Origin of the sequence: Candidatus Solirubrobacter pratensis (genome assembly GCF_000425945.1) — a bacterium.
Lineage (GTDB): Bacteria > Actinomycetota > Thermoleophilia > Solirubrobacterales > Solirubrobacteraceae > Solirubrobacter > Solirubrobacter pratensis.
The window spans coordinates 23,804-46,473 of the sequence record NZ_AUEK01000010.1 but is presented as its reverse complement, the minus strand read 5'-3'; the positions used below and the strand labels follow the sequence as shown (position 1 = coordinate 46,473).

Genomic DNA, 22,670 nt, shown 5'->3' with positions numbered 1-22,670 from the left:
GCTTCCGAATCGCCCACTGACTGGAATCCGTCCCCGCTTTCTGGTGTGATTCACGAAACATCGGCCGAGTTCCGCGGTCTCCGGGATCGCGGAAGCGGGGGAACCATTGGACCTTGCGGTCCCGGGGGCGAATCGCCGCAGCAGCGGCGTAGCGCGCAGGCGCGAGCCCGTCAGCTCACCTCGTAGGCCTACTGAATACGAGGAGGAACTGAATGTCCGGCACACGCGATCTCGCGTGCCCAGAGCTCTGGGAGCGCTCGCTTGCGCGTTCCCGCCGCCGGCGCGAGCTGGCTTCACAACGGCGCCCTGGTGTGCAGACCGTGTCTGCCGTAGCACTCGCCGCGACGCTCGCCACCCCCACGGCGGCCGGCGCGACGCTCCTGCGCACGCACAGCCGCGGCCCCGGGGTGAGCGCCGCGCAGCGTGCGCTGGGCGTCGCGGCCGACGGCGAGTTCGGCGCGATGACCCGCCAGGCCGTGCGCAACTTCCAGCGCGCCCACGGCCTGGAGGTCGACGGGATCATCGGGCCGATCACCGCGGCGGCGCTGGGTCTCGGCGGAGGTCAGGCCGCCGACGGCCCGGCGCCGCCCGCGTCCACCACGCGGGCGCTGCAGGCCAAGCTCGGGCTCGCCGCCGACGGCGTCTACGGGCCTGTCACGCGCGCGAGCGTGCGCACGTTCCAGCGCGCGCACGGGCTGGAGGTCGACGGGGTCGTCGGGCCGCGGACGCTCGCGGCGCTCGGCGTGTCCGCACGCGCGGGCGCCGGTGCGGGGACGCCGGCGGCGCCGGCCGCGTCGGGCTCCTCAGCCGTGGCGGCCGCGCGCTCGCAGGTCGGCTCGCGCTACCTCTACGGCGGGACGGGCGCCGGCGGCTGGGACTGCTCCGGCCTGACGCAGTGGGCGATGGGCCGGGCGGGGATCTCGCTGCCGCGCACGAGCTACGCGCAGTTCGGCGTCGGCACGCCGGTGGACCAGGGCGCGATCCAGGCCGGCGACCTCGTGTTCTTCGACACCGACGGAACCGGCGCGTCGCACGTCGGCATCGCGACCGGTCCCGGCAGCGCGATCTCGGCCACCACGCACGGCGTGATGGAGCACGAGATCGCGGGGGGATACTGGGGGGCGCACTACGTGGGCGCGCGCCGGGTCGGTTAGCTGGTCAGGACGATCTTGCGGATCGGCTCGTATGCGAACGGGTGGCGGAAGACGTCGAGGGCGCTGTCCCCCGGGCCGACCTCGATCTCGTACACCTCTCCAGTGCGGGAGTCGTTGACGACGACGGTCACCTTGTTGTCACCGGGATCCCAGAGCATCCGGACATCAAGGCCGTCGTTGACGCGATGGTCGAGCTCACGGTTGTACATGGTTCCGAGAGTTCCACCGGGCTGAAGTTCGCCCCAGTGGGACGGGCACCCGTTTTCTCGGGGGCCAGCCCTACGTACGAGGGGCGCCTTCCCGCAGTGTCGTCGCGAGGCCGAACGCCGGGAAAAGATCGGCGCTGAAGGTCGTCACCTCGGCGATCAGCCCGTCCCGCACGCGGATGACGTCGAGCTTGAACGCGCGGAACTCGGTGTCCCCCGGCACGCGCACGTAGGACGCGGCGGTGGGCATGCGGTTCGCGCGCGTCGGCACGAGCCTCCACTCGCCCAGCCGCTCGTCGCCGAACGCGGTCGCCAGCAGCGGCATGACCGCGTCGCGGCCCTCGAAGCACATCGGCTGCGGCGGCATCGTGATCCGGATGTCCTCGCGCATGAGCGCGACCGCGCCTTCGGTGTCCTCGCGCTCGTGCGTGCTGATGAAGCCCTCCAGCAGCCGCCGCTCCTCGGGGGTCAGCTCGTCCGGGCGCGGCTCCGGCAGCTCGTCGCCGATCGTCGCGCGGGCGCGCTGCAGCGCGCTGTTGGCGGCGGCGACGCTCATGTCGAGCATCGCCGCGGTCTCGGCCGCCGGCCAGCCGAGCACGTCGCGCAGGATCAGCACCGCGCGCTGGCGCGGCGGGAGGTGCTGGATCAGGGCGATGTAGGTCAGCTCGATCGTCTCCCGCGCGACGACGACCGCCTCGGGCTGCTCCTCGCTCGGCGCGACCTCGTCGAGCAGGCGATCGGGGAACGGCGTCAACCACGGCACCTCGGCGAACGTCGCGCCGGCGCGCCGCTTGCCGCGCTTGAGCGTGTCCAGGCAGGCGTTGGTCGCGATCTTGTAGAGCCAGGCGCGGAACAGCGACCCGCCCGCGAAGCGCTCGCGGCTGCGCCAGGCGCGCAGGAACGTCTCCTGCACGTGGTCCTCCGCCTCCTGGAAGTTGCCCAGCATGCGGTAGCAGTGGACGTGCAGCTCGCGCCGGTGGCGCTCGGTCAGCGTGGCGAACTCGGTGTCGATCACGGCGGTCATGGAGTTGTAACGAACCGGCGCAAGCGAACTCATCGGTCCGCTTGCGCCGGTCGCATGCTGGGCGCCGGCCGACAAGCACGGGTTCGGAACCGCGCGCCAGTTGCAGAGCCCCGTCTGGTTCACGCTGCGCCAGGCATCGCTGAGCGAGGTCTATTACCCGGACCTCGACACGCCGAGCCTGCGCGGCCTGCAGTTCGCGGTCACCGACGTGCCGCCAGGGGATCCCTCAGGGCCATCGCAGGCCCGGAGCCGGCGCGCGTTCGTGGACCGTGAGACCGTCGACGACGACCCACGGCACGTGGAGCCGGTCGCGCCGGGCGTGCGGGCGCGGGTGGAGCCGGTCCCGGGATCGCTGACGTTCAGGCAGGTGGTGGAGAGCCCGCGCTGGAAGCTGACGAAGACGTGGTTCACCGATCCCGCGCGGACCTCGGTGCTCGCCGACGTGCGCTTCGAGTCCAAGACCGGTCGCCCGCTGCGCCTCTACGTGCTCGCCGATCCCGCGGCGAGCGACACCGGCGACGACGACCGCGGGCGCGGCATGGTCGCGTGGGACGCCTCGTCGGCGTCCGCCGTCGCGGCGCGGCCGGCGCTGCGCGACGCGTCGTCCGGCTACCGCGGCGAGAGCAGCGATCCGTGGATCGACCTGCAGGACCACGCGCTTTCGCGCTCGACCGCCGACGCGCCCGGCAACGTCGTCCAGGGCGCCCTGACGCGGCTCGACGGCGTGCGCAAGGACCACATGACGCTCGCGATCGGCTTCGGGCGCGATCCGCAGGCCGCCGTCTCCACCGCGCGCGCCTCGCTGCATTCGCGTGACGCGGCGCACGACTACGCCGCCGGCTGGAGGTCCTATCTGGCCTCGCTCAAGCGGCCGCCCGCGAGCGTCGGGCGCGGCGTCCGGCTCTACCAGCAGTCGCTGATGGTCCTCGCCGCCTCCGAGGACAAGCGCAACCGCGGCGCGACGGTCGCGGCGCCGAACATGCCGTGGGTCTGGGGAACGCTCACGCTCGAGAAGCCGGCGGACGGCCGCTCCGGCCCCTACCACCTCGTCTGGCCGCGCGACTTCTACCACGTGGTCACGGCGCAGAAGGCGGCCGGCGACGGCGACGCGGCGACGCGCCAGCTCGACTACCTGTGGCGGATCCAGAAGCCCGACGGCTCGTGGTGGCAGAACACCCGGCCGGACGGGAAGCCGCACTGGACGAGCCTGCAGCTCGACGAGGTCGCGCTGCCGGTCGTGCTCGCCTGGTGGCTCGGGCGCACGGGCGCCGGCGACTGGCCCCACATCGAGCGCGCCGCCGACTTCATCCTCGCCAACGGCCCGCGCACGCAGCAGGAGCGCTGGGAGAACCAGGACGGCTACTCGCCCAACACGATCGCGACCGAGATCGCGGGGCTGGTGTGCGCGGCCGCCGTCGCGCGCGCGAACGGCGACGACGCGAAGTCGGCCGCCTACCTTGTCAAGGCTGACGAATGGCAGAAGACCGTCGAGGCGCTGACGGCCACGACCAACGGCCCGTACTCGCCGAAGCCGTACTACCTGCGCGTGACCAAGGACGGCAACCCGAACGCCGGCACGACGTACGGCCTCGGCGACAACTTCCCGCGCCCGGTCGACCAGCGCGAGATCGTCGACAACTCGTTCCTCGGTCTCGTCCTGTTCGGCGCCAAGAAGTGGAACGACCCGGCGATCCTCAACTCGCTCGCGGTCGGTGACTCGCAGCTGCGCGCCGACACGCCCAACGGCCCGGTCTGGCACCGCTTCACGTTCGACGGCTACGGCGAGACCGACGACGGCGGGGACTGGGACCTGTTCCCCACCGCGGCCGGCCAGACGCACGGGCGCGCCTGGCCGCTGCTGACCGGCGAACGCGGCGAGTACGAGCTGCTCGCCGGGCGCCGCGCCGACGGCTACCTCGCGACGATGGCGCGCACGGCCAACGACGGCCTGATGCTGCCCGAGCAGGTCTTCGAGGACACCGGCGAGGGCACGCGCTCGGCCACGCCGCTGGCCTGGACGCACGCGCAGTACGTCCGGCTCGCCTGGTCGATCCAGGCGGGCGCCCCGGTCGAGCGCCCGTCGATCGTCGCCGAGCGCTACGCGAAGTAGCTACTCGTCGTACTCGCCGGTCCAGACCGCTAACGCCGCGCCCTGGGGGTCGCCGAGCACCGCGATCGACCCCTGGGGCATGCGCACCGGGCCGTTGAACACCTGGCCGCCCAGTCCGCCCACCTCGGCGAGCACGCGCTCGAGGTCCTCGTGGCCGAAGTAGGGCATCCAGTTGGGCGGCGTGCCGGCGGCCTGCAGCGGCATGACGCCACCGTTGGAGCGGTCGCCGTTCTTGATCACGCGGTAGCCGTGGGCGCCGGGGATCTCCTCGAACGTCCAGCCGAACAGCCCGCCGTAGAACGCCTCGGCCGCGCCCGCGTCCGGCGTGAGCAGGTCGCACCAGGTGATCGCGCCCGGGACGTTGACGAGCTCGGCGCCGATCGTGCGCCGTGCCTCCCACAGCGAGGCGACCGCGCCGGTCGGATCGGTCAGCACCGACATGCGACCCGCGTCCATCACGTCGAACGGCTCGGCGAGGATCGTCGCGCCGAGCTCCTTCGCCCTGGCGCTCGACTCGTCGGCCGAGGCGACGCTGAAGTAGCAGTTCCAGTGCGGCGGCGGGTCGCCGGCGAACAGGGCCGCGACGGTCTTGCCGTCGCGCTGCGCCATGGAATACACCTGCCCGTCGCCGATGGGACGGTCGTCGTAGCTCCAGCCGAACAGCGAGGCATAGAACGCCTTCGCGGCGTCGGCGTCGCTCGTGACCAGCTCGGCCCACGAGAAGGTGCCTGGTGCGTAGCTCGTTCGTTCGCCCATGCGGGCGATCCTACGTCCAGCGCGCGGTTCCGTCGCCGCCGAGGACGCTGAACCCCGCAGCCGCGCGCGCCCGCACGTGGCCGGTGCCGCGGGTGGTCGGGGATGACGTCGCCGGGGGGCGCGTGCCAGGTCTCGAGCTTCACGGGCGCAGCCCGGGCGGGATGGGGTCGCCGAGCTCGCCCGCGAACGCCGGCAGCGCGGCGGCGGCCATCACCGGCACGCCGAGGTCCCGCCCCACCGCCTCGACGGCGGCGTCCAGCCGCGGGTTGCCGAGATCGGGCACGCCGAGCGCCTCCACGCGCGCGAACTCGGCGCGGTAGCCGTCGGCGTGGACCTCGAGCCGCCCCCACGCGGACACGATCCCCTCGCACCACCACACCTCGCCGTAGTAGCTGCGCGCGCCGGGCGAGTGGTAGGCGTAGATGCCGCACCGGCAGTCCGGGTGCGGCGAATCGTGCGGCTCGTCGAGCCAGCCCGCGCCGCGCGTGAGCGCACGGTTCGCGTCATAACACACCGCGCGCATCGTGCGGCCGTCCCAGCGGCAGGGGATGTACGGCGACTGCAGGTGCCCGTTGGCGATCCGCCACGAGCGGAACCCGATGGCCGCGGCCAGCAGGTCCGGCGCGCTCACGCCTTCGCGGGCTCCTTCTTCGGCGCCGGAGGCGCCGGAGCGGCGTTGGGTCGCTCCAGCGGCTCGACGACGATCGTGGTCGAACGTCCCGGCAGGCTCACACAGGCGAGGATACGCCGAGCCGCTCCGCGAGGCGCGTCATCGCCCGAGCGTTCCCGCGCCGGAGCACCGAGTTCATGAGCGGCACGAACGGGCGCTCGTAGGCGGGCATGCGCTCGAACTCGTAGGTGAACTCGATATGCGTGCCTCCGCCCGGGAGATCGCTCAGCTCGTAGGTGCCCGTGCCGACGCGCCGGCCCTTGGCGGCGACGTTGCGCTCGCGGATCAGGCGGTTCTCCTCGGCCTCGATCACCTCGATCTCGGCATGGTCGGTGATCCCGCCGAGCTTGGTGGTCACGCGGGCCTTGGAGCCGACGCCCGTGGCCGGGCCGGAGCACCGCCACTCGGTGAGCATGTGGTCGGTGAACTGCTCGTGGTTGGCCATCACGTCGAGGTAGGCGTAGACGTCCTCGCGCGGCTGCGGGACGTCGATGGAAACGGTCACGCTCATGATGTACCAGATGGTACAGTTCTCGCGGTGACCGGTCAAAGCCCGCGTCAGCGCCTGCTCGACGCGGTCATCGCGCACGTCGCCGAGCACGGAATCTCGGACCTCTCGCTGCGCGAGCTCGCGGCCGCGATCGGCACGAGCCACCGGATGCTGATCCACCACTTCGGCGGCAAGGACGGGCTTCGCGTCGCGGTGGTGCACGAGGTCGAGCAGCGCCAGCGGGCGGCCGCTCTCGCGATCGATCCCTCGCTGCCGCTCGACGAGGCGATGCGCGCGTTCTGGCGGCACATCTCCGATCGGTCGGTCTGGGGCAACGAGCGGCTCTTCTTCGAGCTCTACGGCCAGGCGCTGCAGGGCCGCACGACGGAGTTCCTCGACGGGATCGTGGACGCGTGGCTGGAGCCGGCGGCCCTCCTGCTCGAGGACTACGGCGTGCCGGAGCCGCGCGCGACCGCGCGACTCGGCATCGCGGTCACGCGCGGGCTCCTGCTGGACCTGCTCGCCACCGGCGACCGCGAAGGGGTCGACGCGGCGATGGAGGCGCACATCGCGGCTATAGCGAGCCGATCGCCTCGTTGAGCGTCGCGCTCGGGCGCATCACGCGGTCGGTCTTCTCGCGGTCGACGAAGTAGTAGCCGCCGAGGTCCACCGGCTGCCCCTGGACGCCGTCGAGCTCGGCCACGATCGGCTCCTCGCTCTCCTCCAGCGTGCGCGCGAGCGGCGCGAAGCGCTCGTCCTCGGAGGCCATCTCCTGCGCCCAATAGAGCGCCAGGTAGAAGTGGCTGCCGCGGTTGTCGAGCTCGCCGGCCTTGCGCGACGGGGACTTGCCGTTCTCGAGCAGGCGCCCGGTGGCCGCGTCGAGCGCCTTCGCCAGCGCCGCCGCGCCCGCCTTCTCGAGCGACACCGCGAGCGCGAGGAACTCGCCGAGCGAGTCCCAGCGCAGGTGGTTCTCGCGCAGCAGCTGCTGGACGTGCTTCGGCGCCGAGCCGCCCGCGCCCGTCTCGTACAGGCCGCCGCCGTTCATCAGCGGGACGATCGAGAGCATCTTCGCGCTCGTGCCGAGCTCGAGGATCGGGAACAGGTCGGTCAGGTAGTCGCGCAGGACGTTGCCCGTGACGGCGATCGTGTCCTCACCGCGCTTGGCGCGCTCGAGCGTGAAGCGGGTCGCCTCGGCGACGGGCAGGATCTCGATCCGCAGCCCCTCGGTGTCGTGCCGGGGCAGGTACTGCCGGACCTTCTTGAGCACCTCGGCGTCGTGCGCGCGGGTCTCGTCGAGCCAGAACACGGCCGGGGCGCCGGTCGCCCGCGCGCGCTCGACGGCGAGGCCGACCCAGTTCTCCACCGGCGCGTCCTTGGTCTGGCACGCGCGCCAGATGTCGCCGGCGTCGACGCCGTGCTGCAGCAGCGCGGTGCCGTTGGAGTCCACGACGCGGACCGTGCCCGGTGCCTCGATCTCGAACGTCTTGTCGTGGCTGCCGTACTCCTCGGCCTTCTGCGCCATCAGGCCGACGTTCGGCGTCGTGCCCATCGTCGCCGGGTCGAACGCGCCGTGCTCGCGGCAGAAGGCGATCGTCTCGGCGTACAGCGGCGCATAGCTGGAGTCCGGGATGACGCACTTCGTGTCCTGCTGGCGGCCGCTCGCGTTCCACATCTGGCCGGACGCGCGGATCAGCGCGGGCATCGACGCGTCGATGATCACGTCGCTGGGCACGTGCAGGTTCGTGATCCCGCGGTCTGAGTCGACCATCGCGAGCGCCGGCCCGTTGGCGTAGGCCTTCTCGATCGCCGCCTCGATCTCCTGGTCGCCCTGGATCGCGGAGATGATCGCCGCCAGGCCGTTGTTCGGGCTCGGCAGCCGGTCGCCGTACTTCGCGAACACGTCGGCGAAGTACGCCCGCACGCCGTGGCCGAAGATGATCGGGTCCGAGACCTTCATCATCGTCGCCTTCATGTGCAGCGAGAAGAGGACGCCCTGCGCCTTCGCGTCCTGAACTTGGCGCGCCAGGAACGCGTCCAGCGCGCGCCGGCGCATGACCGCCGCGTCCACGATCTCGCCGGGCAGGACCTTCAGCCCGTCCTTGAGCACCGTGACGGTGCCGTCGGGCGCCACGTGCTCGATCCGCAGCGTGTCGCCGGCCTCCATCGTCACGGAGCGCTCGGTCGAGCGGAAGTCGCCGTCGCCCATCGTGGCGACGTGCGTCCTGGAGTCCTTCGACCACGCGCCCATCGAGTGCGGGTGCTTGCGCACGAACGCCTTCACGGACGCGGGCGCGCGCCGGTCGGAGTTGCCCTCGCGCAGCACCGGGTTGACGGCGCTGCCCTTCACCCGGTCGTAGGGCTCGGGCTGCTGGTCGTAGTCCGGGATGTCGTACCCGGCGTCCTGGAGCTCCTTGATGGCCGCCTTCAGCTGCGGGATCGACGCGCTGATGTTCGGCAGCTTGATGATGTTGGCCTCAGGCGTCTTGGCCAGCTCGCCGAGCTCGGCCAGCGCGTCCGGCCGCTCGCCGAACTGGGCGAGGATGCGCCCGGCCAGGGAGATGTCGCGCAGCTCGACCTCGACGCCGGCGGCCCCGGCGAACGCCTCGATGATCGGGAGGAACGAGTGCGTCGCGAGCGCGGGGGCTTCGTCCGTGTACGTGTAGATCAGCTTCATGAGGAGGGCGACACGCTATCTCGCGATCACTTTCGCCGCTCCTGGCAGTCTGAATCGACATGCTCACCACCAGCAAGGCCTTCAGCGGATTCGCCGTCGACGACCTCGAGAAGGCGCGTGCGTTCTACGGCGGCACGCTCGGCCTCGACGTCAGCGAGGAGAACGGGCTGCTCACGCTGCACCTCGCCGGCGGCCGCGACACGCTCGTGTATCCGAGGCCCGGCTTCGAGCCCGCGACGTACACGATCCTCAACTTCCCAGTCGAGGACATCGACGCGGCGGTCGCCGAACTGGCCGCCCGCGGCGTCGAGTTCGAGCGCTACGACGGGTTCGGGCAGGAGGCGAACGGCGTCTCGCGCAACGCGGGCGGGCCGCCGATCGCATGGTTCAAGGACCCCGCCGGGAACATCCTCGCGATCCTGGAGATGTGACCGGGAGGGTTGCGTTCCCTTAGGGAACGGACTAGGCTGCCCGACATGACCGAAGACGTCCGCAGCCTCCTCAACGGCACGCCGCTCGCCCATGCCGCGACGCTGCTCCCCGACGGCTCGCCCCACAGCGTCCCGGTGTGGGTCGGTCTCGAGGACGAGCGGGTCGCGTTCCTCACCAGCCCCGGCTCGCGCAAGGCGCGCAACCTGGAGCGCGACCCGCGCATCTCGATCTCGCTGACCGCGGAGGACAAGCCGTCCACCATGGCCCAGATCCGCGGCCGCGTCGTCCAGCGTGTCGAGGGCGACGCGGCGTGGGAGATCATCGACCGGATCTCGGCGAAGTACATCGGCGGGCCGTACCCGCTGCGCGAGGACCGCGTCGTCTACCTCGTCGAGCCGCAGCGCGCCTGGGCGCAGGCCTTCGCCTAGCGCGTCGCCCGCGTTGCGGCGTACGCGTTCCAACGCCGTCACAGCTCGGCGAGACGGCGCTCGAACAGGCGCCGCTCGGCGGCGTCGTGGGCGAGCTCCAGCGCTCGTCCGTACGCCTCCCGCGCCTCGTCGGTGCGGTCCAGGCGACGCAGCATCTCCGCGCGCGCCGAGTGCAGGTAGCGATAGTCGTCGAGGTCGAGCGCGCCCAGCAGCGCGAGCCCGTGGTCGGGTCCTTCCGCCTCCGCGACCGCGACCGCGCGGTTGAGCTCGACGACGGGCGAGCCGGTGATGCGGGCGAGCTCGGCGTAGAGCGCCGCGATCTCGGGCCAGTCGCGCGGCTCGTCGGCGTGCAGCGACGCGATCGCCGCCTGGATCACGTACGGCCCGTGACCCTTGAGGGCGAGCGCGCGGTCCAGCGTCCTGCGGCCTTCGTCCAGCTCGGCGAGGTCCCAGCGGGCGCGATCCTGGTCGGCGAGGAGCACGATCTCGCCGTCGCTGAAGCGGGCGTCGCGGCGCGAGTCGTGGATCAGCATCAGCGCCAGCAGCCCATGCGCCTCCGCCTCGTCGGGCATCAGCTCGGCCAGCGCGCGGGCGAGCCGGAGCGCCTCGCTCGCAAGCTCGTTGCGGCCGGCGTAGCCCTCGTTGAAGATCAGGTAGACGACGGCGAGCACGGCGGCGAGGCGGTCGGGCAGCAGGTGGTCGGGCGGGACCCGGAACGGGATCCCGGCGGCCTTGATCTTGCGCTTGGCGCGCACGAGCCGCTGCGCCATCGTCGCCTCGGGGACAAGGAACGCGCGCGCGATCTCAGGCGTCGTCAGGCCGCCGAGCGTCCGCAGCGTGAGCGCCACCTGCGCGTCGGTCGCGAGCGAGGGATGACAACAGGTGAACACGAGCTCGAGCCGCTCGTCGGGGAAGGTCTGGTCGGTGATCTCGTCCTCCACGGCCTCGGGCGTCTCGAGCAGGCGCGCCTTCTCCTCGAAGGTCTTCTCGCGCCGGATCCGGTCGATCGCGCGATTGCGGGCCGTTGTCACCAGCCAGCTGGCCGGGCTCGACGGCACGCCGTCACGCGGCCAGCGCTCGGCGGCGATCGCGAACGCGTCCTGCGCGGCTTCCTCGGCGAGGTCGAAGTCGCCGAGGAAGCCGATCAGCGCGGCCAGCACCTGGCCCCACTGCGCGCGGAAGACCTCTTCGAGGATCGCTACCACTCGACGATCGGGCGCACTTCGATCGCGCCGCCCATCGCCGCCGCCGGCACGCGCGAGGCCACCTCGATCGCGGCGTCGAGGTCGTCGGCCTCGAGGATGAAGTAGCCGTCGAGCGCCTCCTTGGTCTCCACGAACGGCCCGTCGGTGGTCAGCGTCCTGCCGTCCTGCACCCGGACCGTCGTGGCGGTCTCGGGCGGCTGGAGCTGGTTGCCGGGGGTGATGCCCGGCGTCTGGTTGAACTCCTGCCACGCGGCGGCCACCTTGGCCTGGTCGTCCTTCGGGAGGGTCTTCCAGTCGCGCGCCTCGGAGCCGAGGTTGATCAGCATCATGTACTTCATCGCGTCCTCCTTGCTGGGGATGGTCGCGTATTGGACGAACGGGGCGCGTGAAAATCGACAGGTGCGATCTCCATCGCCGCAGTTCACGCCTCGATCGTGTGGCGCTCGCCGGGCCGCGCGAACCGGACGTCGACCTCCTGCCCGGCCGCCTTGCGCGCCTCGAAGAACGCGGCCAGCCGCTCGTGCAGCCCCGGCTTGCCGTCGCCGGGCGCGCCGCCGTACGTCAGCCACAGCGTCCACGGCTCGTCGTCGCCGCGGCGCGCGTCGCACAGCATCGTCAGCGTCGGGTCGTCGGGATTGCCGTCTCGGCCGTTGGCCGAGATGACGTAGTTCCGCGCGCGCACGCGCGCGAAGAAGCCGGGGTTGACGTTGCGGCGGCTGCCGTGGTGCGGCAGCTTGAGGATGTCGACGTTCTGCACGCCGGTGAGGCCGGCGATCCCGAGACCGTCGAGGATGTCGTCGGAGCCCGCGTCGCCGGTCAGCAGCACGCGCTTGCCGTCCGCCTCGGCGAGCACCACGATGCTCGAGAGGTTGAACACCGAGCGATCGAGGTTCGCGGCCTCCTGCGCGTCGGCGGCGGGATGGTCACGCTCCCATGACTCCCACGTCGAGCGCAGGCCCGCGAGCCGCTTCGCGGCGGGCGCGAGCACGGTGAACGTCAGGCCGGGCTGGACGGTGATGCTCGTCCTGGCGTCGCCGGTCTCCACGAGCCCGCCACCGACGCTCTCGTTGCGCCGCACGCCGAGCGCGCCCGCGTCGCGGACGAGCGCGTTCCCGTTCGGCACCGTCGCGGCGATCGCCTCGCTCTCCTTGCCCGGCGCCTTGGCCACGAGCGCGTCCAGGGCGGCGCTCTGGACGCTCGACGTCTCCACGGTCGCCCCGCCGCCGGTGAGCGCGCCGAAGGCGTTCAGCCACAACTCGCCGGCCTGCCACTGCACGGCGCCGGTCTCCTCCAGGGCGTCGGCGAACATGTCGGCGAGGCCGACGATGTGGTCGTCGTCGATGTGGCTGACCATGACGATCCGCAGGAACAGCGGCGCCCCGCGCTCGCCGATCAGCTCCTGCAGGCGCGGCTTGAGCGTCGCGTCGTAGACGCCGGTGGGCCCGCCGTCGATCAGGACGAGGTCGTCGCCGTGATGCAGCAGCAGGCAGTCGCCGTGCTCGGCGCGGAGGACTTCGAGGGTGAGCGCGCTCATCGTCAGACCGACTGCAGCGCGCGGAGGATGTCGAGCATGCCGTGCCCCTGGTAGTGGTGTTCGCGCCCGAGGTCGGTCGCGGCGTCGCAGAGCACGCGCTTGACCTCGCCGGGCCGGCCGATCAGCTCGCGATGGCGCGCGAGCAGCAGCGCGGCGGCGCCGGAGACGTGCGGCGCCGCCATGCTCGTCCCGTCCATCCGCGCGGAGCGGTTGCCCGGGATCGGCGCGGTGATCTTCTCCCCCGGCGCCACGAGGTCCGGCTTCGCGCGTCCGTCGCCGGTCGGCCCGCGGCTGGAGAAGTACGAGACGCCGTAGGCGTGCGGCTCGATGCGGTGCGTCGAGCCGACCGTGATGACCGCCTCGGCGTTGCCGGGGTCGGTGATCGAGACCGTCCGGTAGCCCTCGCTCTTGACGCCGTGGTACGTGTAGTCGGCGCGACCGTCGTTGCCGGCCGCGGCGACGACGACCACGCCGGCGTCGTGTACCCGCTCGGCCTCGAGGCACACCGGGCTGCGGCCGCAGGCCGAGTTGAGCACGTTGTGATCGAGCGCGAACGAGAGGTTCACGCCGTGGATCACGGTCCCGCCGCTCTGGCTGTTGCGCCAGCGCACGAACGACAGCGCGGCGAGGACGCCGAACTCGTCGCCGCCGCCGCCGGCACCCAGGACCCGAAGGTCGTACAACGTCAGGCCTGGGCAGATGCCCTGGAGCGGGTGCCGCGGCCCGTCGGGGTCGCCGGGCCGCCAGTCGCCGGCGATCGTCCCCGCGACGTGGGTGCCGTGCGGGTCGGCGGGGACCGCGTAGCCGGCGTCGTGGTGGACGGCGATCAGCGGCTCGTACAGGCGCCAGTCGATCGACAGGCCCTGCGCGAGCGCGTCCTGGAGCGCGGTGGTGGTCGCAGCGGCGCCGGCCCCGGCGATCTCCGCGGCGATCTTGTCGCGCAGGCCGGTGAAGTCGTACGTCGCGCGGACGATCGTGGCGTCGCCGAAGTCCGCCGGGGCCTCGATCGGCCGCCCGTCGCCGGACCGGCGCCTGAAGGCCGGGTGCCGGGCGTCGATGCCGGAGTCGATCACCGCCCAGGCGAGGCCGTCCGTGTCGGACGGGAAGAGGCGGCCGGCGGCGTCGGCCTTGACCGTCTCGCGCGAGCGCCACAGCGTCGGGCGCACCGGGCGGTTCAGGCTCACCGACCACAGCGGCGGGATCGCCTCAGGCTGATCGGTCGGGTGACCGAGGCGGTCGAGGACCTCCTCGGTGAGGACGCGCAGGTCGCCGAGCCCCTGCTGCTCGGCCTCCCCGTCGGAGGTGTTGGTGAGCGTGCGGCCCGCGACGGTGAGCAGCCACGCGAGCTCGTCGGACGGCGGCGGGACCTCCTGCGGATCGCCCGCCGGGTCCGGGTCCAGCCGCTGTCCGGCGACGTACGCCTCCAAGTGCGCGAACACCGAGCCCTCCTGCGGGCGGATCAGGTCCTTCCACCAGGACGAGAGCGGCAGCACGGCCGCCAGCAACTCGGCGAGCGTCAGCTCGGCGGCGACGTACTCGCCGGCGTACGCGAGCCGGTGCGTGCTCTCGAGCGCGAGCCGCTCGCGGACGGCCTTGGCGAGGACTCCGGCCGGCGCGCGGTGGTGCGGCTCGAGCAGGAGGTCCTGCCGGCGCTCCGGCCGGCCGCAGTAGCCGAACCAGACGTCGGCGTAGACCGGCGAGTCCTGCGTGTACCGCTGCCACCCGGTGGACCCGAGCAGCAGGCGCTCCAGCTCCGCCTCGTCGAGCATCTTCCGCACCTCCTCGTCGGCCGCTGGGGCGACCGTACCGGGAAGCGAAGGCTCAGTGCAAAATGCGTGTCGACGTGAATCGCCGGTCCGCCGTCGACCGCCATGCCGTCAGCCCTTCGGCGGCAGGCTGCGCGCGTGCGCGAGCCCCCGGCGCACCCAGTGGCCGAGCGCCTCGTCGCTCTCCAGCCCCTCCGGCGCGACGAGGATCCAGCCCTTCATCTCCCGTTCGCCCATGTAGGACCGGCGCGCGTGCGGGCGCGCGAGCGCGTCGTCGGCCCCGTCGGAGCCGACACGCACCATCAGGTCCGCGCCGCGCACGCCGACGGACATGCTGCCGCCGAGCAGAAAGGCGAGCCCGCCGAACATCCGCTTCTCCTCCACGCCGGACTCGCCGGCGAGCCGGTCGCGGACGCGGCCGGCGAGCGCCTCGTCGTACGCCATCGCCCCGGGATGCTACGCCCGGAGCGCCGCGCTCACGCGGCGCGAGCCGTCCCGATGCGGAATCGCACGCGGTCGCCTTCGATCGCCGCGTCGAGCACCTTGTCGTCGAGGAACCCGGCCACGTCGTCGCCGACGTACACGGTCGCGCCTCCGTCCTGGACCGTCTGGTCGCTCTCGTGCGGCCCGGAGGCCAGCGTGATCTCGAGCGGCGTGCCTGAGGCCGTCGGCTCGCCGGCGGAGATCCGAAGTCCGGGGTCGGGTTCCAGACCCGAGTCCGCGGCGAGCTGGCGGGCGGCCTCGGCGGCGTTGTCGGTGAGGCTGAGCACTTTGCTCGCTCCTTCTGAAGTGGGGTTCAAGTCCGGCTACCCATCCGGCTGCGCGCCGAACCGGCTCGTGTGGGGTCCCCGACGCGCCGCGAGCGGACGCATCGCCCCGGTTCAGTGGGTACTGCGGCCAGCAACGCCCCGTCTGTACGGCTACCTCCAGCGAGCGCCGGACCGGGAACGCCTAATTTCGCGTTCATGCGTACGCTCGCCGCCTGGTGCCACGACCGCCGCCGCACTGTGATCGGCCTCTGGGTCGCCGCCTTCGTCGTTCTCGCTGCCCTGTGGGGTTCCGCGGCCGGCGACTACGTCAACAACTTCCGGCTCCCCGGCACGGAGTCCCAGCGCGCCTACGACCTGCTCAAGGATCGCTTCCCGCAGCAGGCCGGGGACACCGCGACGGTCGTCTTCGCCGTCGACCGCGGCAAGGTGCTCGACGCGGGCAACCGCCCGACGATCGAGCAGGCCGTCGCCACGATCAAGAAGTCGCCCGAGGTGCTCGCCGTCGGCGATCCCTTCGCCGGCGGCGCGCCCGTCTCGCGCGACGGGAGGATCACGTTCGCCCAGATCCAGTTCCGCAAGAGCTCCGGCGACGTCGACGTCAAGCAGGTCAAGGCGATGGCCGAGAACACGCTCGCGCTGGATGGCAAGGGCGGGGTGCAGGTCGCGCTCGGTGGCGACGTCATCCATTGGTCGACCGCCCAGCAGGGCGGCGCCGGCGAGATCTTCGGCATCCTCGTCGCCGCGATCGTCCTGTTCATGACGCTCGGCGTCGTCGCGATGGGCCTGCCGCTCCTGAACGCCCTGTTCGCGATGGTCGTGAGCCTGGCGCTGATGGCGGTCATCGGCACGCGCGTGCTCGACGTCGTCGACTGGTCGCCGCAGCTCGCGGCGATGATCGGCATCGGCGTCGGGATCGACTACGCGCTGCTGATCCTCAACCGCTTCCGGCTGGAGCGCGGCGCCGGGCGCGAGGTCCGGGAAGCGACGCTGATCGCGCTCGACACCTCCGGCCGCGCCGTGCTCTTCGCGGGCATCGTCGTCGTGATCGCGATGCTCGGCATGATGCTGCTGGGCATCTCGTTCCTCTACGGGCCGGCGATCGGCGCCGCGCTCTCGGTCCTGGCCACGATGATCGCGTCGCTGACGCTGATCCCGGCGATCCTCGGGACGCGGATCGGCCGGCGGATCAAGCGCGCGAAGGCGACGAGCGCCGACGAGGAGACGGGCTTCGCCGCCCGCTGGAGCCGCTTCGTGGCGGACCGCCCGCTGCCGGTGGCCGTGCTCGCGCTCGCCGTCCTGATCGCGCTCGCGCTGCCCGCGCTGCACATGCGGCTCTCGACCAGCGACGCGAGCACGTACAAGAAGGACGACACCACGCGGGTCGCCTACGACCTGCTCAAGCAGGGCTTCGGCGCCGGCTTCAACGCGCCGCTGCTGCTCGCGGTCGAGCTGCCCAAGGGCGGCGACCAGGCCGCGCTGGCGCAGATCGGCGACGCGCTGAAGAAGCAGGACGGGATCGCCCAGGTCCTGCCGCCCGTGGTCAACGACGCGGGCGACACGGCGACGATGATCGCCTACCCGACGACCACGCCGCAGGACGAGCGCACCGACGAGACGGTCAAGACGGCGCGCGACACCACCCTCCCGCCGATCGAGCGCGAGACAGGCACGCGCGTGTCGATCGGCGGCGCGACGGCGACGAACCTCGACTTCTCGGCGACGATCCGCGACAAGCTGCCGCTGTTCATCGGCGTCGTGGTCGGGCTCTCGCTGCTCCTGCTCGCGGTCGTCTTCCGCTCGCTGCTGATCCCGGTCAAGGCCGGCATCTTCAACCTGCTCTCGATCACGGGCGCGTTCGGCGTCGTCACGCTGATCTTCCAGGACGGCCACCTGGCGAGCCTGTTCGGGGACGCGACCGGCCCGATCGAGTCCTTCCTGCCGATCATGGTCTTCGCCGTCGTGTTCGGCCTCTCGATGGACTACGAGGTGTTCCTCGTCTCGCGCATGCACGAGGAGTGGACGCACACGCGCGACGCGCGCTACGCCGTCCGCCACGGCCTTGCCATGACCGGGCGCGTGGTGACGGCGGCGGCGATCATCATGATCGCGGTCTTCGGCGCCTTCGCGATCGGCAACGAGCGCGCGCTGGCGATGATGGGCGTCGGATTCGCCGCGGCGATCTTCATCGACGCGTTCATCATCCGGCTCCTGCTCCTGCCGGCCGTGATGCATCTCGTGGGCCCGGCGATGTGGTGGATGCCGGCGTGGCTGGAGCGGCGCCTGCCGCACCTCAACATCGAGCCGCCCGAGTCGGCCGAGCTGCCCTCGCGCCAAGGCGGCGAGCCGCAGCCCGTCTCGGTCTGAGCCCCTGCGGCGGCCCGGCTCGCCGGGCCGCCGCGTCCTTCCCGATCGGCGCGTCGCTGCCGTATGGATCAGCGCGCGCCGATTATTTTTGGCCTTGAATCTGAGAGGTGAATCAGGTTTCATGCTGCGTCGCGAACCCAGCCTGGGTTCGAGGGATCTAGGAGAGAGGCAGTTCCGATATGACCGCGTTCGCGGACGAACCCCTGCTGGAGGTCGAGCGCCTCCGCGTCACCTACGGCGGTTCCGTACTCGCGCTCGACGGCGTCGACTTCTCCGTGCCTGACGGCGGGGCGGTCGCGCTGGTGGGCGCCAACGGCGCCGGCAAGACAACCGCCCTGCGCGCGGTGACCGGGCTCCTGCGCTTCCACGGGGGGCAGGTCACGACCGGCACGATCCGCTTCGCCGGCCGCTCGATCGAGCGCGCCGACGCCGCTTCGCTGGTCGCCGCCGGCATCGGGCAGGTGCTCGAGGGCCGCCGCGTCTTCGCGGACCTCAGCGTGGCCGAGAACCTGCGCATCGGCGCCTTCCAGAATCGCACCGGCCGCCCCGAGCGCCAGATCCGCGACGAGCTCGGCGAGCTGTTCCCCATGCTCGCGGAGCGCGCCGACCAGCCAGCGGGCCAGCTCAGCGGCGGCCAGCAGCAGATCGTCGCGATCGCGCGGGCGTTGATGGCCCAGCCGCGGCTGCTGCTGCTGGACGAGCCGTCGCTCGGCCTGGCACCGCGGGTCGTGGCGCAGATCGGCGAGGCGCTGCGGACCGTCAACGAGCGCGGCTGCGCGCTGCTGCTCGTCGAGCAGAGCACCGCGCTCGCCCTGCGCGTGACCGAGCACGCCTATCTGCTCGAGACCGGGCGCGTCCGGGCGCACGCCCCGACCGCGGAGCTTCTGGCCGACGAGCGCGTGCGCGCCTCCTATCTCGGGACCTCGGCGGTGCCGGTCGCATGACTGCGATGCTCGAAGTGCGCGACCTCACCCTGCGGTTCGGGAACGTCACCGCGTTCGACGGCGTCGGCTTCGACGTCGCCCGCGGCGAGCTGTTCGCCGTGATCGGCCCCAACGGCGCCGGCAAGACCTCCCTGTTCAACGTCCTCTCGCGCGTGTACCAGCCGACTGCGGGCAGCGTGCGGTTCGAGGGCGCCGACCTGCTGCGCCTGCGCGCCTCCGGCCTGGCGGGCGCGGGCTTCGCGCGGACCTTCCAGAACCTCGGGCTCTTCGGCGAGCTCACGACGATCGAGAACGTCCTGATCGGCCGGCACCACCTGATGCGGTCGGGAAGCCTCCGGACCGGGCTGTGGCTCGGGTACGCGCGCCGCGAGGAGCGCCGCCATCGCGCCGCGGCCATGGAGGCGCTCGAGTTCGCCGGGCTCGCCCACCACGCCCACGACCGGGTCGGCACCCTCCCGTTCGGCATCCGCAAGCGCGTCGAGATCGCGCGGGCGCTGGCGATGGAGCCGAAGCTGATGCTGCTCGACGAGCCGGTCGCCGGCATGAGCCTGACCGAGCGCGAGGAGGTCACCGCGCTCGTGCGCCGCATGCACGAGCAGCGCGACCTGACGCTGCTGCTGGTCGAGCACGACATGAACATGGTCATGCGGATCGCCCAGCGCGTGCTGGTCCTCGACTTCGGCGAGACGATCGCGCTCGGCACCCCGGCGGAGATCCAGCGCGACGAGCGCGTGATCCGGGCCTACCTCGGCGAGGAGCTCGAGCCGGAGGGGGCGATCCTGTGACCGCCTTCCTCCAGCTGCTCTTCCAGGGCCTCGCGCTCGGCTGCGTGTACGCGCTGGTCGCGGTCGGCTTCACGGTGATCTACCGCGCCAGCCAGGTCATCAACTTCGCCCAGGGCAGCCTGCTGCTCGTCGGCGCCTACCTCATCTCGGTGTTCGCGACCTCGCTGAACCTGCCGTTCGCGCTGGCGGTGGTCGTCACGATCGCGCTGCTCGCGGCGGCCTGCGTCGTCTTCCAGGTCCTCGTGCTGCAGCGCGTGCTCGGCCAACCGGTGTTCGTCCTGGTGATGATCACGATCGGCCTGAGCATCGTGATCAACTCGGCGATCCCGGCGCTCTTCGGCGGCAACGCGCGTCTCCTCGGCGACCCGTGGGGAGCCTCCGCCGCGCACGCCGGCGGCGTCACGTTCAACTGGGTGCGCATCTGGACGATCGTCTGCACCGGGCTCGTCCTGGCGCTGTACTTCGCGTTCGACCGCTTCTCGCGGTACGGGCTGGCCATGCGCGCGACGGCCTCCGACCAGGAGGCGGCGCTGGCGGTCGGCGTGCCGCTGAAGCGGGTCTACGCGCTCACGTGGGCGATCGCCGGCGGCGTCGCGGCGGTGGGCGGGCTGTTCCTCAGCGGCTTCCCCAGCTCGGTCAACCCGTCGCTGGGAGACGTCGCGCTGCGCGCGTTCCCGGCGATCATCCTCGGCGGCCTCGACTCGCTCCCCGGCGCGGTCGTCGGCGGCATCGTGATCGGCATCGTCGAGGTGCTCACCTCGGGCTACTCGCCGGGCTGGCTCGGCAACAACTTCTCCGACGTCGCGCCCTATGTCGTGATGATCCTCGTGCTCATGGTCAGGCCCTACGGCCTGTTCGGCACCCGGCCGGTGGAGCGCGTGTGATGCGGGCGAAGAGCACCGGAGTCGTCGCCGTGGCGATCGCGGCGATCATCCTCCCCTTCGGCCTGGACGCGTTCCAGCTCACCACCGCATCGTTCGTGCTGATCGCGGCGATCGGGGCGCTTGGGCTCAACGTCCTGACCGGGTACACGGGTCAGGTCTCGCTCGGGCACGCGTTCTTCCTCGCGGTCGGCGCCTACACGGCCGCCGTCCTGGGCGGCGACGCGCACCTGTCCGCCGCGATCTGGCTACCGGCCGCCGGCGTGGTCGCCGCCCTCTGCGGGGCGCTGATCGGCCCGACCGCGCTGCGCCTGCACGGCCTCTACCTGGCGATCGTCACGATCGGCCTCGTCTACATCGGCCAGCACCTGTGGTTCAACGTGCCGTCGATCTCCGGCGGCCCGGGCGGCCGCTCGGTCCCGCCGGTGACCTTCGGCCCGTTCGACTTCGCGTCCGGGCAGCAGCTCACCCTCGGCGGGCTCGTCATCGACCACAACGGGCTCTACTACTACCTCGCGCTGCTCATCCTCGGGGCCGCGATGCTCTTCGTCTGGAACCTCTCGCGAGGCAGGCCGGGGCGTGCGATGCAGGCGGTGCGCGAGCGTGAGATCGCGGCGGCGGTGATGGGCGTGAACCTCGCCCGCACGAAGATGAACGCGTTCGTGATCTCGTCGTTCCTGGCGGGCGTGAGCGGAGCGCTGTACGCGTCCTACCTGTCGTTCGTCACGCCCGGGCAGTGGAGCGTGCTGCTCTCGGTGCAGTACGTCGCGGCGATCATCGTCGGCGGCATCGGCACGGTGTGGGGCCCGCTGCTCGGGTCGATCGTGATCTTCGCGCTGCCCTCGGTGCTGCAGTCGCTGATCCCGCAGTCGTCCACGGGGCTGCCGATCGACGACATCGCCTCGATCGCGTTCGGGGTGCTGATCATCGCGTTCTTCGTGCTCGAGCCGCGCGGGATGGTCGGGCTCGGCCGGCGCGCCGCGGCGCTGCTGCCGCGCGCCCCGGTGCGGCCCGCCGATACCGAAAAAGGACCTTCGCAAGAAGACCAGCTAGTCCAGAGGAGAGATGCAAGATGGGCAAGGTGAACCTGCGTCCGCTCGCCGGCGCATGCATCGCGAGCATGTTCGCGATCGGCCTCGCGGCCTGCGGCACGGGATCCAGCGGCGGGGCGGCCGGCGAAGGAGGGTCGGGCATCAAGACCGGCCCGGGCGTCGACGCGCAGACGAAGACGATCTCGCTCGGCGTACTGAGCCCGCTCTCCGGGCAGGTGGCGGCGATCGGCAAGCCGCTGACCGCCGGGCAGCAGACCTACTTCGACGCCGTCAACGCATCCGGCGGGATCGACGGCTGGAAGGTCAAGCTCGTCAAGCGCGACTCGAAGTACGACCCCCAGACGCAGGTGCAGCAGTTCAACAGCATCGCCGGGAACGTCGCGTTCATCGCCCAGTCGCTCGGCAGTCCGACGACGAAGGCGATCCAGCCGCTCGCCGGCAACCAGAAGATGCTGATCGGCGCCGCCACGCAGGACTCCGCGCTGGTCACCGACCCGCTGATGGCGGTGATCGGCACGCCGTACGCGATCGACGTCGCCAACGGCCTCCACTACATCGTGCACGACAAGGGCGAGACGCACCCCCGCATCGGCATCATCTACCAGGACGACGAGTACGGCCAGGACGGGCTGCGCGGTTACACGACCGCGCTGAAGACCTACCACTTCGACAGCGTCGCCCGCGCGACGTACAGGGTCGACGACACCGACCTCACGGCGCAGGTGCAGAAGATGCGGTCGGCGGGCGCGCAGTACGTGTTCGTCATCGGCGTCCCCGGCGCGGGGGCGAAGCTCGTCGGCACCGGCGCGTCGCAGGGGTACAACCCGACGTGGGTGTTCCAGGGACCGGCGTGGTCGGAGTACCTGATGAGCGCCGACGGGACCACCGCCGGCAAGCCGACGCCGGTCGCGGGCGCGCTCGCGTCCAACGTGTGGGTGCTCGGGTACGAGGCGCAGTGGGGCGACAAGAGCGTGCCCGGCATGGGCAAGTTCCTCGCCGACACGAAGCGGTTCGCTCCCGCGCAGATCCCCGACTACTACTTCATGTACGGGTACGCGATGGCGCAGATGGAGACCGCAGTCCTGCGCAAGGCGATCGCCTCCGGCGACCTCAGCCGGCAGGGGATCGTCGACGCCAAGCTGCATCTCGGCTCCGTCAACCTCGGCGGCCTCGTGCCGCAGATCAACTACACACCGGCGCTCGGGCCCGTCTCGCGGATGAGCGGGATCTCGCGCGTGAGCGCCTCCACGCCCGGGTTCCTCACGCAGCTGCAGGGCTACTTCACCGGCACGGCGGCGAAGAGCATGCACTTCGAGGCGTCGCGCTGAGCGCGCAACCGGACAGAGGTCCAGCGTTGGCCGAGCGTCATACCGCGGTAACGCGGATGCGCCGCCTGCACGATGCAGGCCATGCATCCGCGCACCC

Annotated in this window: 23 protein-coding genes and 1 riboswitch; of the genes, 11 read left to right on the top strand and 12 right to left on the bottom strand. The window is 71.8% G+C overall.

Going from position 1 to position 22,670, the window contains the following annotated elements; translation table 11 throughout:
* Nucleotides 1-52 precede the first annotated feature (52 nt).
* Nucleotides 53-204: riboswitch (cyclic di-AMP (ydaO/yuaA leader) on the top strand.
* Nucleotides 205-320: 116 nt separating this feature from the next.
* The gene (locus H958_RS37680) at nt 321-1,154 is read left to right on the top strand and encodes a C40 family peptidase (protein WP_196807377.1); all 834 of its coding nucleotides are present in this window, start codon (nt 321-323) and stop codon (nt 1,152-1,154) included.
* Here H958_RS37680 and H958_RS0115685 read toward each other — a convergent pair.
* Complete coding sequence (locus tag H958_RS0115685; protein WP_028059369.1) at nt 1,151-1,363, bottom strand: hypothetical protein; 213 nt, start codon at nt 1,361-1,363, stop codon at nt 1,151-1,153. The two genes, H958_RS37680 and H958_RS0115685, sit on opposite strands and share 4 nt — an antisense overlap.
* Nucleotides 1,364-1,433: 70 nt before the next feature.
* Entirely contained in the window at nt 1,434-2,384 is a 951-nt protein-coding gene (locus H958_RS0115680; RefSeq protein WP_037410322.1) for an RNA polymerase subunit sigma-70, read from the bottom strand.
* Nucleotides 2,385-2,415: 31 nt separating this feature from the next.
* Here H958_RS0115680 and H958_RS37675 point away from each other — a divergent pair, with 31 nt between their 5' ends.
* Entirely contained in the window at nt 2,416-4,494 is a 2,079-nt protein-coding gene (locus tag H958_RS37675; RefSeq protein ID WP_081685934.1) for a glycoside hydrolase family 15 protein, read from the top strand.
* Here the strand turns inward: H958_RS37675 and H958_RS0115670 are convergent, their stop codons facing one another.
* The 3 genes from H958_RS0115670 to H958_RS0115655 form a co-directional block, all read right to left on the bottom strand.
* Entirely contained in the window at nt 4,495-5,250 is a 756-nt protein-coding gene (locus H958_RS0115670) for a VOC family protein (RefSeq protein WP_028059367.1), read from the bottom strand.
* A gap of 139 nt (nt 5,251-5,389) precedes the next feature.
* A complete protein-coding gene (locus H958_RS0115665) occupies nt 5,390-5,881 on the bottom strand; it encodes a hypothetical protein (protein WP_028059366.1) in 492 nt (163 codons plus the stop codon).
* A gap of 97 nt (nt 5,882-5,978) precedes the next feature.
* Entirely contained in the window at nt 5,979-6,431 is a 453-nt protein-coding gene (locus tag H958_RS0115655) for an SRPBCC family protein (RefSeq protein ID WP_037410402.1), read from the bottom strand.
* A gap of 27 nt (nt 6,432-6,458) precedes the next feature.
* Here H958_RS0115655 and H958_RS0115650 point away from each other — a divergent pair, with 27 nt between their 5' ends.
* Nucleotides 6,459-7,010, top strand: coding sequence for a TetR/AcrR family transcriptional regulator (locus H958_RS0115650; RefSeq protein ID WP_028059364.1), 552 nt, complete (start codon nt 6,459-6,461; stop codon nt 7,008-7,010).
* Here H958_RS0115650 and H958_RS0115645 read toward each other — a convergent pair.
* Nucleotides 6,985-9,084, bottom strand: coding sequence for an NADP-dependent isocitrate dehydrogenase (locus H958_RS0115645; protein WP_028059363.1), 2,100 nt, complete (start codon nt 9,082-9,084; stop codon nt 6,985-6,987). The genes H958_RS0115650 and H958_RS0115645 overlap by 26 nt on opposite strands.
* Before the next feature lie 59 nt (nt 9,085-9,143).
* Between H958_RS0115645 and H958_RS0115640 the strand changes: the two genes are divergently transcribed.
* Nucleotides 9,144-9,515 carry a VOC family protein gene (locus H958_RS0115640; RefSeq protein ID WP_028059362.1) on the top strand — a complete coding sequence of 124 codons (372 nt, stop codon included), beginning with the start codon at nt 9,144-9,146 and terminating at the stop codon, nt 9,513-9,515.
* Between the two features lie 45 nt (nt 9,516-9,560).
* Nucleotides 9,561-9,944 carry a PPOX class F420-dependent oxidoreductase gene (locus tag H958_RS0115635; RefSeq protein ID WP_028059361.1) on the top strand — a complete coding sequence of 128 codons (384 nt, stop codon included), beginning with the start codon at nt 9,561-9,563 and terminating at the stop codon, nt 9,942-9,944.
* 38 nt (nt 9,945-9,982) lie between these two features.
* On the opposite strand, the gene H958_RS0115630 is transcribed toward H958_RS0115635, so the two are convergent.
* The 6 genes from H958_RS0115630 to H958_RS0115605 form a co-directional block, all read right to left on the bottom strand.
* Complete coding sequence (locus H958_RS0115630; RefSeq protein WP_028059360.1) at nt 9,983-11,140, bottom strand: RNA polymerase sigma factor; 1,158 nt, start codon at nt 11,138-11,140, stop codon at nt 9,983-9,985.
* A gap of 2 nt (nt 11,141-11,142) precedes the next feature.
* Nucleotides 11,143-11,487 (bottom strand): YciI family protein, encoded by a 345-nt coding sequence (locus H958_RS0115625; RefSeq protein WP_028059359.1) that lies wholly within the window; start codon nt 11,485-11,487, stop codon nt 11,143-11,145.
* 83 nt (nt 11,488-11,570) lie between these two features.
* A complete protein-coding gene (locus H958_RS37670) occupies nt 11,571-12,683 on the bottom strand; it encodes an MBL fold metallo-hydrolase (RefSeq protein WP_051324325.1) in 1,113 nt (370 codons plus the stop codon).
* Nucleotides 12,684-12,685: 2 nt separating this feature from the next.
* Complete coding sequence (locus H958_RS37665; RefSeq protein ID WP_156028013.1) at nt 12,686-14,452, bottom strand: S8 family serine peptidase; 1,767 nt, start codon at nt 14,450-14,452, stop codon at nt 12,686-12,688.
* A 108-nt stretch (nt 14,453-14,560) separates the two neighbouring features.
* Nucleotides 14,561-14,893 (bottom strand): TfoX/Sxy family protein, encoded by a 333-nt coding sequence (locus tag H958_RS0115610; RefSeq protein WP_028059358.1) that lies wholly within the window; start codon nt 14,891-14,893, stop codon nt 14,561-14,563.
* A 32-nt stretch (nt 14,894-14,925) separates the two neighbouring features.
* Entirely contained in the window at nt 14,926-15,219 is a 294-nt protein-coding gene (locus H958_RS0115605) for a hypothetical protein (protein ID WP_028059357.1), read from the bottom strand.
* A 195-nt stretch (nt 15,220-15,414) separates the two neighbouring features.
* Between H958_RS0115605 and H958_RS37660 the strand changes: the two genes are divergently transcribed.
* The 6 genes from H958_RS37660 (at nt 15,415) to H958_RS0115575 (ending at nt 22,573) form a co-directional block, all read left to right on the top strand.
* The gene (locus tag H958_RS37660) at nt 15,415-17,583 is read left to right on the top strand and encodes an MMPL family transporter (RefSeq protein WP_051324323.1); all 2,169 of its coding nucleotides are present in this window, start codon (nt 15,415-15,417) and stop codon (nt 17,581-17,583) included.
* Nucleotides 17,584-17,762: 179 nt separating this feature from the next.
* On the top strand, nt 17,763-18,527 hold the full coding sequence (locus H958_RS0115595; RefSeq protein ID WP_028059356.1) for an ABC transporter ATP-binding protein: 765 nt from the start codon (nt 17,763-17,765) through the stop codon (nt 18,525-18,527).
* 5 nt (nt 18,528-18,532) lie between these two features.
* Nucleotides 18,533-19,312: an ABC transporter ATP-binding protein gene (locus tag H958_RS0115590; RefSeq protein ID WP_156028012.1), complete on the top strand. Its 780-nt coding sequence runs from the start codon at nt 18,533-18,535 to the stop codon at nt 19,310-19,312.
* Nucleotides 19,309-20,196, top strand: a complete 888-nt coding sequence (locus H958_RS0115585) for a branched-chain amino acid ABC transporter permease (protein WP_028059354.1) — start codon at nt 19,309-19,311, stop codon at nt 20,194-20,196. The genes H958_RS0115590 and H958_RS0115585 overlap by 4 nt, the downstream gene beginning before the upstream one ends.
* Nucleotides 20,196-21,278 carry a branched-chain amino acid ABC transporter permease gene (locus H958_RS37655; protein WP_051324322.1) on the top strand — a complete coding sequence of 361 codons (1,083 nt, stop codon included), beginning with the start codon at nt 20,196-20,198 and terminating at the stop codon, nt 21,276-21,278. The genes H958_RS0115585 and H958_RS37655 overlap by 1 nt, the downstream gene beginning before the upstream one ends.
* Nucleotides 21,266-22,573: an ABC transporter substrate-binding protein gene (locus H958_RS0115575; protein WP_028059353.1), complete on the top strand. Its 1,308-nt coding sequence runs from the start codon at nt 21,266-21,268 to the stop codon at nt 22,571-22,573. The genes H958_RS37655 and H958_RS0115575 overlap by 13 nt, the downstream gene beginning before the upstream one ends.
* Nucleotides 22,574-22,670 lie beyond the last annotated feature (97 nt).

Coding starts and splice junctions, on each gene's coding strand:
- H958_RS37665 (WP_156028013.1), bottom strand. CDS start 14,452: ATGCTCGACGAGGCGGAGCTGGAGCGCCTGCTGCTCGGGTCCACCGGG.
- H958_RS0115590 (WP_156028012.1), top strand. CDS start 18,533: ATGCTCGAAGTGCGCGACCTCACCCTGCGGTTCGGGAACGTCACCGCG.
- H958_RS0115670 (WP_028059367.1), bottom strand. CDS start 5,250: ATGGGCGAACGAACGAGCTACGCACCAGGCACCTTCTCGTGGGCCGAG.
- H958_RS0115680 (WP_037410322.1), bottom strand. CDS start 2,384: ATGACCGCCGTGATCGACACCGAGTTCGCCACGCTGACCGAGCGCCAC.
- H958_RS0115655 (WP_037410402.1), bottom strand. CDS start 6,431: ATGAGCGTGACCGTTTCCATCGACGTCCCGCAGCCGCGCGAGGACGTC.
- H958_RS37660 (WP_051324323.1), top strand. CDS start 15,415: ATGCGTACGCTCGCCGCCTGGTGCCACGACCGCCGCCGCACTGTGATC.
- H958_RS0115640 (WP_028059362.1), top strand. CDS start 9,144: ATGCTCACCACCAGCAAGGCCTTCAGCGGATTCGCCGTCGACGACCTC.
- H958_RS37670 (WP_051324325.1), bottom strand. CDS start 12,683: ATGAGCGCGCTCACCCTCGAAGTCCTCCGCGCCGAGCACGGCGACTGC.
- H958_RS0115625 (WP_028059359.1), bottom strand. CDS start 11,487: ATGAAGTACATGATGCTGATCAACCTCGGCTCCGAGGCGCGCGACTGG.
- H958_RS0115645 (WP_028059363.1), bottom strand. CDS start 9,084: ATGAAGCTGATCTACACGTACACGGACGAAGCCCCCGCGCTCGCGACG.
- H958_RS0115610 (WP_028059358.1), bottom strand. CDS start 14,893: ATGGCGTACGACGAGGCGCTCGCCGGCCGCGTCCGCGACCGGCTCGCC.
- H958_RS0115575 (WP_028059353.1), top strand. CDS start 21,266: ATGGGCAAGGTGAACCTGCGTCCGCTCGCCGGCGCATGCATCGCGAGC.
- H958_RS37655 (WP_051324322.1), top strand. CDS start 20,196: ATGCGGGCGAAGAGCACCGGAGTCGTCGCCGTGGCGATCGCGGCGATC.
- H958_RS0115635 (WP_028059361.1), top strand. CDS start 9,561: ATGACCGAAGACGTCCGCAGCCTCCTCAACGGCACGCCGCTCGCCCAT.
- H958_RS0115685 (WP_028059369.1), bottom strand. CDS start 1,363: ATGTACAACCGTGAGCTCGACCATCGCGTCAACGACGGCCTTGATGTC.
- H958_RS0115595 (WP_028059356.1), top strand. CDS start 17,763: ATGACCGCGTTCGCGGACGAACCCCTGCTGGAGGTCGAGCGCCTCCGC.